Origin of the sequence: Massilia sp. WG5, assembly GCF_001412595.2 — a bacterium.
Lineage (GTDB): Bacteria > Pseudomonadota > Gammaproteobacteria > Burkholderiales > Burkholderiaceae_D > Telluria.
Genome location: NZ_CP012640.2, coordinates 2,696,983 through 2,710,692, shown reverse-complemented (window position 1 = coordinate 2,710,692; position 13,710 = coordinate 2,696,983). Strand labels below are relative to the sequence as shown.

Genomic DNA, 13,710 nt, shown 5'->3' with positions numbered 1-13,710 from the left:
CAGTCGCCGGTTCAACAGGAGGAGTCGTATCGTGTTGCGTTCCCCAGCTCGGCCTTACTGCATTTCCCTTCCGCTGTCCCATTCGCGCGCGCACGTTCCGCTGCCGCCGCGCTAGCACCTCCGTCACCTAACGATTCGCATCCGCCTGGATTCACCAGACGGGTTTGCAAGGCATTCGAACGCCAGGCTGGCGCACGTCCACAGGTCGTGCCTGTCGTTTGGATAAACCGTCACGGCCAGGGCCAACAGCCCTGGCTGGCGGGGTTGGAGACCGTCCTAACCGGGACGCCATTATTTCAATAAGATCGAAACGGAGAAAAAATGCAATTCAGCCGCAAACTCAGCCTGCTCGCGGCAGGCCTGGCATGTGCTTTCGCTGCGCACGCACAAACCATCAAGGAAACGCCGAATTCCCAGTTCAAGCCGACCGGCAAGGGCTGGGGCGAGCTGGACAATGTCGCCACCCAGAAATCGAGCGGGCAGGCAGGCGGCGCGCAGCGCAGCGCCAACATTTCCAACCTGACCTACCACGGCGGCCCGGTGATGGTGGCGCCGACCAATATGTACTACATCTGGTACGGCTCGCAGTGGGACAGCGCATCGCAGACCGTGCTGACCAACCTGGGTCAGCACATCGGCGGGTCGCCCTACTTCAACATCAACACGACCTACTACAACGGCTCGAACGTGCACGTGCAGAACAGCGTGACGCTGGCTGGCAGCACCAGCAACACCGGCACCTACGGCACCCAGCTGACCGATGCGAACATCGCCTCGATCGTGTCCGATGCGATTACCACGGGCAAGCTGCCGTCCGATCCGAACGGCGTCTACGTCGTGCTGACCGACAAGTCGACCACCGCGACCTCGGGCTTCTGCACCCAGTACTGCGGCTGGCATGACCATACCGCGGTGGGTGGCACGGACATCAAGTACGCCTTCGTCGGCAATGCCGAAACCCAGTGCGCCTCGGCCTGCGGCGCAACCAGCCCGAGCCCGAACAACACCCCGGGCGCGGACGGCGCCGCCAGCGTGCTGGCGCACGAACTGGAGGAAGCCGTCACCGATCCGAACCTGAACGCCTGGTACTCGAACTTCGACGGCAAGGAAAACGCGGACAAGTGCGCCTGGAACTTCGGCACCACGTCGACGGCATCGAACGGCGCCAAGTACAACCAGACCTTCGGCACCATGAAGTACCTGATCCAGCAGAACTGGCTCATCGCCAGCACCCAGAAGTGCGTGCAGCACTATCCCTAAGCAGGGCGGCGTCGGACCTGGTCTGACGCTATCCTGACGATGTGGCGCCCGCCGCGGCATTGGCGGGCGCCAGCTTTTTCATTTTCCTGTCGAGGCATATGAAACGATTCCTGATTTTGCTGGGCCTGCTGGCCACCTTCGGCGGCGCGCTCGCGGCCGGCCAGGTCGCACCGAACGGGCGCGGTGGCGCGCTGACGCCGACGCGCAACGTCCTCACCTTCACCAAGCTCGAAAACGCCTGGCTCGAGGCGGTGCAGCGGCGCGACGCCGAGGCCCTGGGCCGCCTGCTGGCGGACGACTTCGAGATCCGCAGCGCCGCCGCGCCGGGCGTGCCGACCGCGCGCGCCGAAGCCTTGCGCGAATCGCTGCGCGCGCCCGTGACCAGGTCGTCGATCGACCAGATGGCGGTGCACGAGTACGGCGACCTGATGCTGGTCAGCTTCCTGTGGACGATCGCGGATGGCGCTGCGCCCCAGTCTTTCTTCGTGGTCGATACCTGGAAGCGCAGCGGCGACGAATGGAAGGCGACAGTGCGCTACGCGGCGCCGGTCGCCGGCGGGGCCCCGATGGTGCCGGGCGCGGTCGCGCCCAGTGCACAGTCGCTGCGCAAGAAGATGTGACGCCATGGCCTTCCTGCTGGACAGCAAGCTTGGCGCCGGCATGGTCTGCGCGGCCGGTATCGCCATCGGGGTGACGGCGGCGTTCTGGCTGCAGGACAGCGCCGCGCCGCCCGCCAGGCCGGCGCCCGCCGCCGCATCCGCCTGGGATGGCGCGATCGGCCCCGGCGCCCTTGCCGCGCCGGCGTCCGCGCCCGGCAGCAGCGCCGGCATGGCGGCGCCGGGCGAGCCGACGCTGGTGGATGCCGGCGGCCGTCTCCTCATCGGCCTGCCGCTGCGGCAGCTGATCGAGTCCTACATCGTGAAGACCGGGGCCGCCAGTACACGCCAGGCCGGCGCCGCCGAACTGCGCGCCTACCTGCGCCAACGCCTGAAGCAGCCGGCGCTGGCGCAGGCGGAAGGACTGGTCGGCGACTATCTGCGCTACCTGGATGCCGAGCGGGGCTTGCGCGCGCAGCTGCGCATCGCGCCGCCCGGCGAGGGCGCCCTCGATGCCGCCCAGGTCGGCCAGATGGAAGCTTGGCTGCAGCAGCGCGCCCAGCTGCGCGAGCGGATGCTGGGCACGGCCGTGGCGCAGGCCTGGTTTGCGGCCGAGGATGGCGAGTGCAGCGCCGCCCTGGCGGACTGGCGCAGGATGCAGGCTCCGGTCGGGGCGACGGAAGTGGATTCGAACGAACTGCAGGCGCGGCGCCTGCACGGCGCCGTGCTGGAACAGCGCCGCGAGGAGGGCGCGCGGATCTGCGCCGCGCAGCTCGCCGAAAGCCCGGGCGCCGGCACATGATGAGAACGAGGACATGGAGACAATGAAAACGATGACGATGGCGAGAATCGCCGCGCTGATGGCGCTCGCCGCAGTGACGGCAAATGCGGCGGCAAGCGCGGCGGCGCGGCCGCATGCCGAAACGGCGGACGAGGCGCGCGTCCACAAGCTGGTCGAGCCGCGCATGGGCAATAACGTGAAGGTGGACGCGGTGGAGAAGACGCCGTATGGCGGCCTGTACGAGATCCGCACGGGCGGCGACATCTTTTATACCGATGCGACCGCGCGCTACATGTTCGTCGGCAAGGTGGTCGACCTGGGGACGCTGCAGGACCTGACGCGCGCGCGCACCGACGAGCTGGCGGCGATCCGCTTTGCCGACCTGCCGCTGGACATGGCGATCAAGACCGTGAAAGGGAACGGCGAACGGGTGATGGCGGTGTTCGAGGATCCGAACTGCCCTTACTGCCGCAAGCTGCACGAGACGCTGCGCGGCATCGATAACGTAACCGTCTATACCTTCCTGTTGAACATCCTGTCGGAAGATTCGGCGGCCAAGTCGAAGAATATCTGGTGCGCTGCCGACCGCTCGCAGGCCTGGCAACAGTGGATGCTGGAAACGAAGGCGCCGCCGGCCGCGCCGGCCGGCTGCGTCGCGCCCGGCGAGCAGGTGCTGGCGCTGGGCCGCAAGCTGCACGTGCAGGGCACGCCGACGATCTATTTTGCCGATGGATCGCGCAGCGGCAGCGGCTTCGACGCGGCGACGCTGGAAGCGCGCCTGCGCAAGCTTACGAAACCGTAATGGTGTACTTGTTGCGGCATCGCTGCTTGTTTCGTAGACTGGTTTTCAGGCGTTTACCTGATTCGCTCACGGTCCGTAAGCAGGGGCGTCCGCCTGTGGTCGGATGCATTCTGTTCGTGACGCCCGCCGGGGGTACCGGCGGGTGTCACGTTTTTTATTGGCCGTCGCCGGTGGTGCGCATCCCCAGGTCTTTCGCCTTCAGCTTGGCCGACAGCGGCTTGCCCTTGCGCGCACGCTTGCCGAAGTGCGGCTCCAGGCCGACCCCGAACAGCTCCACGGTGCGCGGCTTGTCGCCGGCCCAGGTGCCGCTCACGTTCACGCCTTTCGGGCTGATCGGCTGGGCCGCCAGCAGCGTTTCCTTCGGCTCCAGTTCCATCAGCGTCACGCCGCGGCCGCCATTGGTCAGCACCTTCATCTCGTCGATGCCGAACACCAGCACACGGCCCTTCTCGGACAGGCAGGCCACCGCGCCGGCATTGTCCGCCACCACGCGCGGGGCCAGCGGCACGGCGCCGTCATCCAGCGTGATGAAGGACTTGCCGCCTTTCAGACGGGTCGCCATGTCGCCGGCCTTGGCGATGAAGCCGAAGCCCGCGGTGGTCGACAGCAGCAGGCGCGTGTCGGCGTTGCCGGCGAAGTAGTAGAGGATGCGAGCGGACGGCGTAGTCCCGCCGCCCGACAGGTCGACCAGGGTCGAGATCGGCACGCCGTCGCCGCGCGACCCCGGCAGGGCGGCCACCGGCACCGAATAGGCCTTGCCGTTGTCGCCGATGCACAGCAGGGTATCGACGGTGCGGCATTCGAAGACGTAGCCCAGGGAGTCGCCGGCCTTGAAGGTGAACTGCGCCGGATCGTGGCCGATGCCGGTGCGCGCGCGCACCCAGCCCTTCTCGGAGACGATCACGGTGACCGGCTCGTCGACGATCTTCTGCTCGGCCACGGCCTTCTGCGCTTCTTCGATCAGGGTGCGGCGGTCGTCGCCGAACTGCTTGGCGTCGGCTTCGATCTCGCGGATGATCAGGCGCTTCATGCTGGACGGATTCTCGAGGATGTCCTCCAGCTTTTCCTTCTCGCCACGCAGTTCGGCCAGCTCCTGCTGGATCTTGATCGCTTCCAGGCGCGCCAGCTGGCGCAGGCGGATCTCGAGAATATCTTCGGCCTGGCGGTCCGACAGGCGGAAGCGCTCGATCAGCGCGGCCTTCGGCTCGTCCGAATTGCGAATGATGGCGATGACCTCGTCGATGTTCAGCAGGACGGTCTCGCGGCCTTCCAGGATGTGGATGCGGTCGTTGACCTTGCCGAGCCTGAATTCGGTGCGGCGGCGGACCGTCACGAAGCGGTAGTCGATCCACTCCTGCAGGATCTCGGTCAGGCCCTTCTGGCGCGGGCGGCCGTCGCCGCCGATCATCACCAGGTTGATCGGGGCCGAGCTCTCCAGCGAGGTATGCGCCAGCAGCATCAGCATGAACTCGGTCTGGTCCTGGTTCTTGGACTTCGGCTCGAACACGAGGCGCACCGGGGCCTCGCGGCCGGATTCGTCGCGCACGGCATCCAGCGCGCCGAGGATGGTCTGCTTCAGCGCCAGCTGCTCGGGCAGCAGGGTCTTCTTGCCGGCCTTGACCTTCGGGTTGGTCAGCTCCTCGATCTCTTCCAGCACGCGCTGCGACGAGCAGCCCGGCGGCAGTTCGGTGACGACCGCCTGCCACTGGCCGCGCGCCAGTTCTTCGATCTTCCAGCGCGCACGCACCTTCATCGAGCCGCGGCCGGAGACGTACATGTCGGCGATGTTCGAGGCCGGGGTGATGATCTGGCCGCCGCCCGGATAGTCCGGGCCCGGCATCAAGGTCATCAGCTCGGCGTGGGTGATCTTCGGATTGCGGATCATCGCCACCGCGGCCGACGCCACTTCGCGCAGGTTGTGCGAGGGGATCTCGGTGGCCAGGCCCACGGCGATGCCGGAGGCGCCGTTCAGCAGCACCATCGGCAGGCGCGCCGGCAGGGTGCGCGGTTCCTCGACCGAGCCGTCGTAGTTCGGCTGGAAGTCGACCGTGCCCATGTCGATTTCGTCCATCAGGACGCGCGCCATCGGCGTCAGGCGGGCTTCGGTGTAACGCATCGCCGCGGCGCCGTCGCCGTCGCGCGAGCCGAAGTTGCCCTGGCCGTCGATCAGCGGGTAGCGCAGCGAGAAGTCCTGGGCCATGCGCACCAGCGCGTCGTACACGGACTGGTCGCCGTGCGGGTGCAGTTTACCCAGCACGTCGCCGACCACGGCGGCGGATTTGCGCGGTTTCGCGGTCGGGCCCAGGCCCAGCTCGTGCATCGCGTACAGGATGCGGCGCTGGACCGGCTTCTGGCCGTCGGACACGTCCGGCAGCGCGCGGCCTTTCACGACCGAGACCGCGTAGTCGAGGTAGGCGCGTTCGGCGAAGGTGGACAGGGTGAGCGTCTCGGCGTCGTCGCCGGCCGGCTCGTTTTGTTGTTCAAACAGGCTTGCTTGGGTCATAGTCGTTCGTATCAGATATCCGCTTCCGTCTCGTTACCGTGCTCTTCCAGCCATGCGCGGCGGGCGGCGGCTTCGCCTTTCCCCATCAGCATGTTGAAGCGCGCCGACGATTCGGCCAGGTTGTAGTCGCCGAAGGACACCGGCAGCAGGCGGCGGGTATCGGGGTTCATCGTGGTTTCCCACAGCTGTTCGGCGTTCATCTCGCCCAGGCCCTTGAAGCGGGAGATGCTCCACACGCCTTCCTTCAGGCCTTCCTTCTTCAGCTTGTCCTCGATCGCCAGCAGTTCGCCGTCGTCCAGCGCGTACAGCTTCTGGATCGGCTTCTTGCCGCGCGCCGGCACGTCGACGCGGTACAGCGGCGGACGCGCGATGCACACGTGGCCATTGCGGAACAGGGCAGGGAAGTGCTTGAAAAACAGGGTCAGCAGCAGGACCTGGATGTGCGAGCCGTCGACGTCCGCATCGGAGAGGATGCAGATCTTCCCGTAGCGCAGGCCGGACAGGTCGGGATTGTCATCCGAACCGTGCGGGTCGACGCCGATCGCCACCGCGATGTCGTGGATCTCGTTGTTGGCGAACAGGCGGTCGCGGTCGGTCTCCCAGGTGTTCAGCACCTTGCCGCGCAGCGGCAGGATGGCCTGGAATTCCTTGTCGCGGCCCATCTTGGCCGAGCCGCCCGCCGAGTCGCCCTCGACCAGGAACAGCTCGTTGCGGGTGATGTCGGTCGATTCGCAATCGGTCAGCTTGCCCGGCAGGACCGCCACGCCCGAGGACTTCTTCTTCTCGACCTTCTGCAGCGAACGCAGGCGGGATTGCGCCTGCTTGATGACCAGTTCGGCCAGCTTCTTGCCGTAGTCGACGTGCTGGTTCAGCCACAGTTCGAGCGGCGGACGGGTGAAGGTGGAGACCAGCTTCACGGCGTCGCGCGAGTTCAGGCGCTCCTTGGTCTGGCCCTGGAACTGCGGGTCCAGCACCTTTGCCGACAGCACGAAGGAAACGCGCGCGAACACGTCCTCGGGCAGCAGCTTGACGCCCTTCGGCAGCAGCGAGTGCATTTCGACGAAGCTCTTCACGGCGCCGAACAGGCCGTCGCGCAGGCCGGATTCGTGGGTGCCGCCGCTGACCGTCGGGATCAGGTTGACGTAGGATTCGCGCACCACGGCGCCTTCCTCGGTCCAGGCCACGACCCAGGCCGCGCCTTCGCCTTCGGCAAAGCCTTCATCGCCGGCGACCGCGTACTGCGCGCCCTCGAACAGCGGGATCACGGTCTGGCCCTGGCCCACGGTATTGGACAGCGCTTCGGTCAGGTAGCCGCGCAGGCCTTCGTCGTAGCGCCAGGTCTGCACGTCGCCGGTCTTGCCGTTGGTGAGGGTGACGGTCACGCCCGGCAGCAGCACGGCCTTCGAGCGCAGCAGGCGCTGCAGCTCGGCCATCGGGATGTTCGGCGAGTCGAAATACTTACCGTCCGGCCAGGCGGTGACGCGGGTGCCGTTCTTCTTGCCGCCGCGATCAAACGGCGCGGAGCTCAGCGGCTCGACCACGTCGCCGGCTTCGAAGGCCAGGTGGTGAACGCCGTTGCCCTGCTCGTCCTTGCGCCAGACGGTGATCTCGAGGCGCTTCGACAGTGCATTCGTGACCGAGACGCCGACGCCGTGCAGGCCGCCCGAGAACGCGTAGGCGCCGCCCGAGCCCTTGTCGAACTTGCCGCCCGCGTGCAGGCGCGTAAACACGATCTCGACGGTCGAGACGCCTTCTTCCGGGTGGATGCCGACCGGGATGCCGCGGCCGTCGTCTTCGACCGTGATCGAGCCGTCCCCGTTCATCGTCACGGCGATGTTCTTGCAGTGCCCACCCAGCGCCTCGTCCGAGGCGTTGTCGATCACTTCCTGGATGATGTGCAGCGGGTTCTCGGTGCGGGTGTACATGCCCGGGCGCTGCTTGACGGGCTCCAGTCCCTTCAGGACCCGGATGGATGATTCGCTGTAGTCGGTTGCAGTTTTCTTGGTGGCCATGCTGGATATGTGTTAACTCGAATGCCTGCGCATTCTATCTTGTCGCGCGGCAATAAGGACGCCCGGCGACGAGGCAAAAGGCGCCAGTGTCGGCGCTTATGCGCGTTTTGGGAAGAGAAACCGACAGTGCACTGTATGGAAATACAGTATTTTTGCCTGTTGGGCGCAAGTTTGCAAGTCCCAAGTGCAGCGATTCTACAAATGCAATCGTGCGCGGCTACGGCAGGGCTATATTTGCCTGCATGGTAGAGGACAATGATAAGCTTGAAACTGCCGGCCCGCCACGCGTGCCGGACCGCCGCGCCACCGGAGGATCGTCGCGCTACCTCCGTCATGGCGATACACCGCTGGCCCTGGCCGGCCGCGTCCTGCGCTCGCGCTGGCGCGCCATTCAAGACCGCCTGGGCCGCGACTTCATGCGGCGTACGCTGCGCATCGGCGTCTCCGCCCGCATCTTCCATCCGGAACCGGGGGCCGTCGGGCTGCGCAGCAAGAACCTGCAATACCTCGAAGAGTCGATCGCGCAGTGGGTGATGTCGCGCGACGTCCTGGTGTTCATGGTGCCGACCGTAAACATCAACGGTCTGCTGCATCCTAGCAACATCACCATGCGCCACTACGCGCGCCACCTCGACGGCCTGGTGCTGCAGGGCGGGGCGGACGTCTCGCCGATGACATATTCGGAATCGCCGACCCGGCCCGAATGGGGCGGCGACCGCGCGCGCGACGTCTACGAACTCGAGCTGCTGCACGAATTCGTCGACGCCGGCAAGCCGGTGCTGGGCATCTGCCGCGGTTGCCAGCTGATCAACGTGGCCTTCGGCGGCACGCTCTACCAGGACGTGGCGACCAATGTCCCCGAGGCCCAGGCCCACGTGCACGAAGACTACGACGCCCACCGCCACGCGATCGTGTTCCCGCCCGGCTCCTCGCTGGGCAAGATGTTCCCCGACCAGAAGCGCCCGATCGTCAACTCGATCCATCACCAGGCCGTGAAGGACCTGGGGCGCGACATCCACATCGAAGCCGTATCGGAGCCGGACGGCATCGTCGAAGCGATCCGCTACCAGCGCGCGCCCTTCGTGATGGGGCTGCAATGGCATCCGGAATTCCACCGGGCCAAGGGGACCGAGCTGCTCGACTGCACGCCGGTGCTGGATGAGTTCCTGCGGGCGGCGCGGGAAACCCGTCTATGAAATCGCGACCCGGGAAAAGGAAATCGGCGAGATTTACCTGGGCCGATAAATGGCGCAGAGCTTATGGCCGTCGGGATCGCGGACATAAGCCAGGACCATCTTGCCGAGCTTGCCCTCGCGCAGGCCTGGCGGATCTTCGATCGAGCTGCCGCCGTGCGCGACCGCGATGTCATGGAACTGCTGTACCTGTTCCGGCGAATCGCATTTGAATCCGATGGTTCCGCCGTTCGCAACGGTGGCGTCTTCTCCGTTGATGGGCTCGGTAATACAGAAGTTGCTGCCGTTGTGGCTGTAGAACAGCCGGGTGTGGCCGCCCGGGGTGGTGTCGCGGAAGGCTTCGCCGGCCCCGAGTATTCCGAGTACCGCGTCGTAGAAGCGTTTCGAACGTTCCAGGTCGTTTGCACCGACCATGACGTGGTTCAGCATGTATGTCTCCTGTGATGAGGGAAGGTCCATAGTAAGCCCATGCCAGTCCCTCGACAATATCCAGTAACGCCCGACGGCCGCTACTTCGTCGTCAGGGGGCGTCTATGGCGCACGAGCAATCCCGCGCTCGCGCCGGACGCCAGGCAGGCGCTGGTCGACAGCTTGATGGCGGCGCGCCGCCGGGTCGGCCTTGCCAGGAAGGCCGGCGATGCGGACGCCGAGCGCAGCGCCCGCGCGGCGGTCGACGAGGCCAAGCGCGCCCTGGGCGAACGCGGCCCCGTCTGGTGGAGCGATGGGGCGCCGGACTACAACCGCCGGCTCGCCGCCAACACGCCCTACGCGGACTGGCATGCGGCCCTGCAGGCGGGGGACGGCGTGGCAGGGTGATGCCGCCCTGCTTGCCGCCGCTTTACTTGCCGCTTTACTTGCCGCTGAGTTTCCGATCGAGATCGTCGATCATCTCCTTGTGCTTCGACACGGTGTCGTGGGCGGCGGTGGCGAATTTCTTCAGGTCGGGATCGGCGGTTTTCTGCATCTCTTCGCCTTGTTCCTTGACGTCGTCCTTGTGGTCCTTGACTTCGTATTTCACGTATTCCTTGTCGAAATCCTTGCCGCTCAGCTTGCCGAGCTTGTCCAGTTCCTTCTTCTGGCCATGATCCGGGGCGGTGGGCAGCGTCACCTTCTTCTGGCTGGCAAGCTGCTTCAGGTTTTCCAGGTCCTTGCCGTGATCGTCCACCATGCGCTTGCCGAACTGCTTGACGCGCTCATCGGCGGCGTTCTTCTGGGCCATTTCGCCCATCGCGACTTCGGATATCAATCCTTGCGCAGTCTTTTCCATGTATTTGCTGTCCTTGTGGGACAAGTCGGCGGCGCCGGCGATATGTGCGGCGGACAGGGCAGCGACCGCTGCCATCAGACGAACGATATGGGACATGCTTGCCTCGCGTGGTGGTTGGGTATTTCGACACTAACACGCTCTTCTTTCATGGAGTGTGCGCTTCCGTACAGAGCGGCTGAAGCGTGCATTTGATACTTGGGGGAAATTACAAAGTAAATACCACTATTTATGCCGACCAAGCCCGGACTGCATCTCGAACACTTGCCCAAATGGGCCATTTGCATTCCGCTGGCACTCCAATGGTTCTGGCTCGGGCTGCGCTACGGCAGCCTGACCTTGCCCTCGGCGGCCAACCCCAACATCACCGCCGGCGGCCTGGTCGGCGAGGGGAAGATCGAATACTTCGAACAGATGGGGCCACTCGGACGCGCCGCCACCGCCCCCTATCTCGGCCTGCGCATCGACGAAGGCCTGTGCGCGGCCGCGCTGGCATCCGCGCTTGGCGCCGCGGGCATCCCTTTCCCGGTCATCGCCAAGCCCGACCTGGGCTTGTGCGGCTACGGCGTGCAAAAACTCGCGGACATGGATGCCCTGCGCGCCTATATCGCCGATTTTCCGAAGGGCGAGACACTGGTGCTCCAGCGTTATCTGCCGCAGGAACATGAGGCCGGGCTGTTCTATGCCCGCGATCCGGACAGCGGCGCAGGCCGCCTGATCGGCCTGACCTTGCGCGATTATCCCCGGGTGAGCGGGGACGGCCACTCCACCCTGGATGCGCTGATCCGCCAGGACCGGCGCGCGCTGCGCATGCTGCGCTCGCGCGCGCATCGCTGCCCGCACGACCTGCACAGTGTGCCGGCCGCCGGCCAGACCGTGCGTCTGGCCACGATCGGCTCGACGCGGATCGGCGGGCTGTACCGCGATGGCGGGGACTTGATCACCGACGCATTGACGGCAGCGATCGACAGGATTGCGCGCGAGATGCCGGACTTTCATTTCGGACGTTTCGACGTGCGCTTCGACAGCGCCGCTGAATTGCAGGCCGGGCGCGGCTTTTCGATCATGGAAGTGAACGGCGCCGGTTCGGAGGCGATCCAGGCATGGGATCCCGGCACCGGCGTGATCGCCGGCCTGCGCATGATCTTTGCCAAGCAGCGCCTGCTGTTCGAGATCGGCGCCGCCAATCGCCAGCGCGGCGCGCGTCCCATCAGGCTGCGCGAACTGATGCGGCTGAACACCCGGCAAAACCGCCTGATCGATCTTTACCCTTCTTCGAATTGAGTCTGCGTGAACGTTCCACTTCCCCTTTCGCTTACCCGGTCAATCTCCGCGCCTGTCCACGCCGACTGGCAATTCGCGACCAGTTGGGCCATGTCCGATGCCGAGGTGCGCAGTGCACAAAGGCTGCGTTATGCCATCTTCGCCAACGAACTGGGAGCGCGGCTCACGCCGCCGCCCGGCACCGCGCCCGGCTGCGACGCCGATCGTTTCGATGCGTATTGCGACCATTTGCTGGTCCACGTGATCGATCCCGCCGGTGTGCTGGCGCCGCGCCTCATCGGCACCTACCGGGTGCTGAATCCCGACGGCGCGCGGCGCGCGGGCGGCTATTATTCGGACAGCGAATTCGACCTCGCGCCCTTGCGCCCGCTGTCGGGCACGGCGGTGGAACTCGGGCGCGCCTGCGTCGACGCCGAGTGGCGTTCGGGCGGGGTGATCATGGCCCTGTGGAGCGCGCTGGGCGCCTATATGCTGCAGCACGGGCTCGACACCATGTTCGGCTGCGCCAGCATCGGCGTCGCCGACGGCGGCCGGCAGGCGCGCCGGGTCTGGCGCAAGGTCAGCGCGGATTACCTGGCCGCGCCCGAGTGGCGGCTCCGTCCGCGCCAGCCCTTGCCGCTGCCCGACGAGGTCGACGTCGCGATCGGCATGCGCGATCTGCCGCCCTTGATCAAGGGCTATCTGCGCTGCGGCGCCAAAGTGCTGGGCCCGCCGTCGCTCGACCCGCGTTTCAATACCGCAGACCTGCCGGTCATGCTGCGCCTGGACGACCTGCCTGCCCGCTACAGGAAGCAGTTCCTGGAAGGAAAATGAGCGCGCGGCCCTGGCTGCCTTGCCGCGCCATGCGCGCCTTGCTCGGCGTACAGCTGCTCGGCGCCCTTGCCGACAACGCCCTCCTGATCGTCGCCCTGGCCCTGCTGGCGGAGCGCGGCGCGCAGGACTGGATGGCGCCTTCGCTGCGGATTGCCTTGTACCTGTCATATGTGCTGCTGGCGCCGTTTGCCGGGACCCTGGCGGACTCCATGCCGAAGGGGCGCCTGATCGTCCTGGTCAACCTGGCCAAGCTCGGCGGCTGCATCCTTCTTGCGGCCCATGCCCATCCGCTGTTCGCGTTCGGCGCCATCGGGCTGGCCGGCGTTTGCTACGGGCCGGCCAAATACGGCATCCTCACCGAACTGGTCCCCGCCGCGGACCTCGTCCGGGCCAATGCCGGGATCGAAATCGCCACCGTCGCCGCGATGCTGGGCGGACCGCTGCTGGGGAGCGCATTGCTGGACGCGCCGCTGTGGATCGCCGGCCTGCACACGGCGCCGCGCCAGGCCAGCCTGGTGGTCGGGGTCCTGTGTGCGGTGGCGGCGCTGCTGGCGGCCGCGATTCCGGCCACCGCGCCTGGCGCCGCCCCGCGCGCGCATCCCCTGAAGCGCTTCCACCGGCAGCTGGCGGCGCTATGGCGCGACCCGCAAGGCAAGGTCTCGATCGCGGTCACGACGCTGTTCTGGGCCGTTGCCGCGGTCCTGCAGTTCCTGGTCATTCGCTGGGCCGAGACGGTCCTGAAGCTGCCGCTGGGCGGCGCCGCCGTCCTGCTGTGCTGCCTCGCCGCGGGCGTGGTCGCCGGTTCGCTGCTGGCGGCGCGCTTCGTCGCGGCCGCCGAAGCACTGCGGGTCCTGCCGGTCGGCATCGTGCTCGGCTCGGCCATCGTTCTCACCGGCCAGGCAAGCAGCTTGTGGGCCGCGTGCGGCGCCCTGTGCGCGACCGGCATCGTGGGCGGCATCCTGATGGTGCCCATGAACGCATTGCTGCAGCAACGCGGCGCCGCCTTGATGAAGCCCGGCGCGTCGATCGCGGTGCAGGCCTTCAGCGAAAACCTGGCATCGCTGGTCTTGCTGGCGGTGTACGGCATGCTGCTCGCGGCCAGGGCCCCGGTGGTCACGATCATTACCGGCTTCGGCCTGTTCGTGATGGCATCCATGCTGCCGATGCAAGGCCATCGGCATGGTCAACGTGATTTTTGATTG

13 protein-coding genes are annotated in these 13,710 nt (G+C 66.5%); 9 read left to right on the top strand and 4 right to left on the bottom strand.

Annotated elements, in window-relative coordinates; all coding sequences use genetic code 11:
- Window positions 1–321: 321 nt before the first annotated feature.
- From AM586_RS12015 to AM586_RS12000, 4 genes are all read left to right on the top strand, one after another.
- Complete coding sequence (locus AM586_RS12015) at window positions 322–1,260, top strand: hypothetical protein (RefSeq protein ID WP_047821580.1); 939 nt, start codon at window positions 322–324, stop codon at window positions 1,258–1,260.
- 98 nt (window positions 1,261–1,358) lie between these two features.
- Window positions 1,359–1,880 (top strand): nuclear transport factor 2 family protein, encoded by a 522-nt coding sequence (locus tag AM586_RS12010; RefSeq protein ID WP_047821581.1) that lies wholly within the window; start codon window positions 1,359–1,361, stop codon window positions 1,878–1,880.
- 4 nt (window positions 1,881–1,884) lie between these two features.
- Window positions 1,885–2,658 carry a hypothetical protein gene (locus tag AM586_RS12005; RefSeq protein ID WP_047821583.1) on the top strand — a complete coding sequence of 258 codons (774 nt, stop codon included), beginning with the start codon at window positions 1,885–1,887 and terminating at the stop codon, window positions 2,656–2,658.
- 13 nt (window positions 2,659–2,671) lie between these two features.
- Complete coding sequence (locus AM586_RS12000; RefSeq protein WP_373887909.1) at window positions 2,672–3,439, top strand: DsbC family protein; 768 nt, start codon at window positions 2,672–2,674, stop codon at window positions 3,437–3,439.
- A 154-nt stretch (window positions 3,440–3,593) separates the two neighbouring features.
- On the opposite strand, the gene parC is transcribed toward AM586_RS12000, so the two are convergent.
- Both parC and AM586_RS11990 read right to left on the bottom strand, forming a co-directional pair.
- Window positions 3,594–5,942, bottom strand: coding sequence for a DNA topoisomerase IV subunit A (parC, locus tag AM586_RS11995; protein ID WP_047821587.1), 2,349 nt, complete (start codon window positions 5,940–5,942; stop codon window positions 3,594–3,596).
- A gap of 11 nt (window positions 5,943–5,953) precedes the next feature.
- Entirely contained in the window at window positions 5,954–7,954 is a 2,001-nt protein-coding gene (locus AM586_RS11990; RefSeq protein WP_047821589.1) for a DNA topoisomerase IV subunit B, read from the bottom strand.
- A gap of 242 nt (window positions 7,955–8,196) precedes the next feature.
- On the opposite strand from AM586_RS11990, the gene AM586_RS11985 reads away from it, so the two are divergent.
- A complete protein-coding gene (locus AM586_RS11985) occupies window positions 8,197–9,150 on the top strand; it encodes a gamma-glutamyl-gamma-aminobutyrate hydrolase family protein (RefSeq protein WP_047821591.1) in 954 nt (317 codons plus the stop codon).
- A gap of 33 nt (window positions 9,151–9,183) precedes the next feature.
- Here the strand turns inward: AM586_RS11985 and AM586_RS11980 are convergent, their stop codons facing one another.
- Window positions 9,184–9,576, bottom strand: a complete 393-nt coding sequence (locus AM586_RS11980; protein WP_047821593.1) for a VOC family protein — start codon at window positions 9,574–9,576, stop codon at window positions 9,184–9,186.
- Between the two features lie 39 nt (window positions 9,577–9,615).
- On the opposite strand from AM586_RS11980, the gene AM586_RS11975 reads away from it, so the two are divergent.
- Window positions 9,616–9,963, top strand: coding sequence for a hypothetical protein (locus AM586_RS11975; protein WP_047821594.1), 348 nt, complete (start codon window positions 9,616–9,618; stop codon window positions 9,961–9,963).
- A 34-nt stretch (window positions 9,964–9,997) separates the two neighbouring features.
- Here AM586_RS11975 and AM586_RS11970 read toward each other — a convergent pair whose 3' ends face one another.
- Entirely contained in the window at window positions 9,998–10,510 is a 513-nt protein-coding gene (locus tag AM586_RS11970; RefSeq protein ID WP_082439771.1) for a DUF4142 domain-containing protein, read from the bottom strand.
- 132 nt (window positions 10,511–10,642) lie between these two features.
- Between AM586_RS11970 and AM586_RS11965 the strand changes: the two genes are divergently transcribed.
- From AM586_RS11965 to lplT, 3 genes are all read left to right on the top strand, one after another.
- Entirely contained in the window at window positions 10,643–11,695 is a 1,053-nt protein-coding gene (locus tag AM586_RS11965) for a hypothetical protein (RefSeq protein WP_047821598.1), read from the top strand.
- 90 nt (window positions 11,696–11,785) lie between these two features.
- Window positions 11,786–12,508 (top strand): GNAT family N-acetyltransferase, encoded by a 723-nt coding sequence (locus AM586_RS11960; protein ID WP_109370466.1) that lies wholly within the window; start codon window positions 11,786–11,788, stop codon window positions 12,506–12,508.
- Window positions 12,505–13,707: a lysophospholipid transporter LplT gene (gene lplT / locus AM586_RS11955; protein ID WP_082439770.1), complete on the top strand. Its 1,203-nt coding sequence runs from the start codon at window positions 12,505–12,507 to the stop codon at window positions 13,705–13,707. The genes AM586_RS11960 and lplT overlap by 4 nt, the downstream gene beginning before the upstream one ends.
- Window positions 13,708–13,710 lie beyond the last annotated feature (3 nt).

Excerpts from the sequence above, each read along its gene's own strand:
- AM586_RS12015 (WP_047821580.1), top strand. The coding sequence starts at position 322 with ATGCAATTCAGCCGCAAACTCAGCCTGCTCGCGGCAGGCCTGGCATGT.
- AM586_RS12010 (WP_047821581.1), top strand. The coding sequence starts at position 1,359 with ATGAAACGATTCCTGATTTTGCTGGGCCTGCTGGCCACCTTCGGCGGC.
- AM586_RS12005 (WP_047821583.1), top strand. The coding sequence starts at position 1,885 with ATGGCCTTCCTGCTGGACAGCAAGCTTGGCGCCGGCATGGTCTGCGCG.
- AM586_RS12000 (WP_373887909.1), top strand. The coding sequence starts at position 2,672 with ATGGAGACAATGAAAACGATGACGATGGCGAGAATCGCCGCGCTGATG.
- parC (WP_047821587.1), bottom strand. The coding sequence starts at position 5,942 with ATGACCCAAGCAAGCCTGTTTGAACAACAAAACGAGCCGGCCGGCGAC.
- AM586_RS11990 (WP_047821589.1), bottom strand. The coding sequence starts at position 7,954 with ATGGCCACCAAGAAAACTGCAACCGACTACAGCGAATCATCCATCCGG.
- AM586_RS11985 (WP_047821591.1), top strand. The coding sequence starts at position 8,197 with ATGGTAGAGGACAATGATAAGCTTGAAACTGCCGGCCCGCCACGCGTG.
- AM586_RS11980 (WP_047821593.1), bottom strand. The coding sequence starts at position 9,576 with ATGCTGAACCACGTCATGGTCGGTGCAAACGACCTGGAACGTTCGAAA.
- AM586_RS11975 (WP_047821594.1), top strand. The coding sequence starts at position 9,616 with ATGCCAGTCCCTCGACAATATCCAGTAACGCCCGACGGCCGCTACTTC.
- AM586_RS11970 (WP_082439771.1), bottom strand. The coding sequence starts at position 10,510 with ATGTCCCATATCGTTCGTCTGATGGCAGCGGTCGCTGCCCTGTCCGCC.
- AM586_RS11965 (WP_047821598.1), top strand. The coding sequence starts at position 10,643 with ATGCCGACCAAGCCCGGACTGCATCTCGAACACTTGCCCAAATGGGCC.
- AM586_RS11960 (WP_109370466.1), top strand. The coding sequence starts at position 11,786 with ATGTCCGATGCCGAGGTGCGCAGTGCACAAAGGCTGCGTTATGCCATC.
- lplT (WP_082439770.1), top strand. The coding sequence starts at position 12,505 with ATGAGCGCGCGGCCCTGGCTGCCTTGCCGCGCCATGCGCGCCTTGCTC.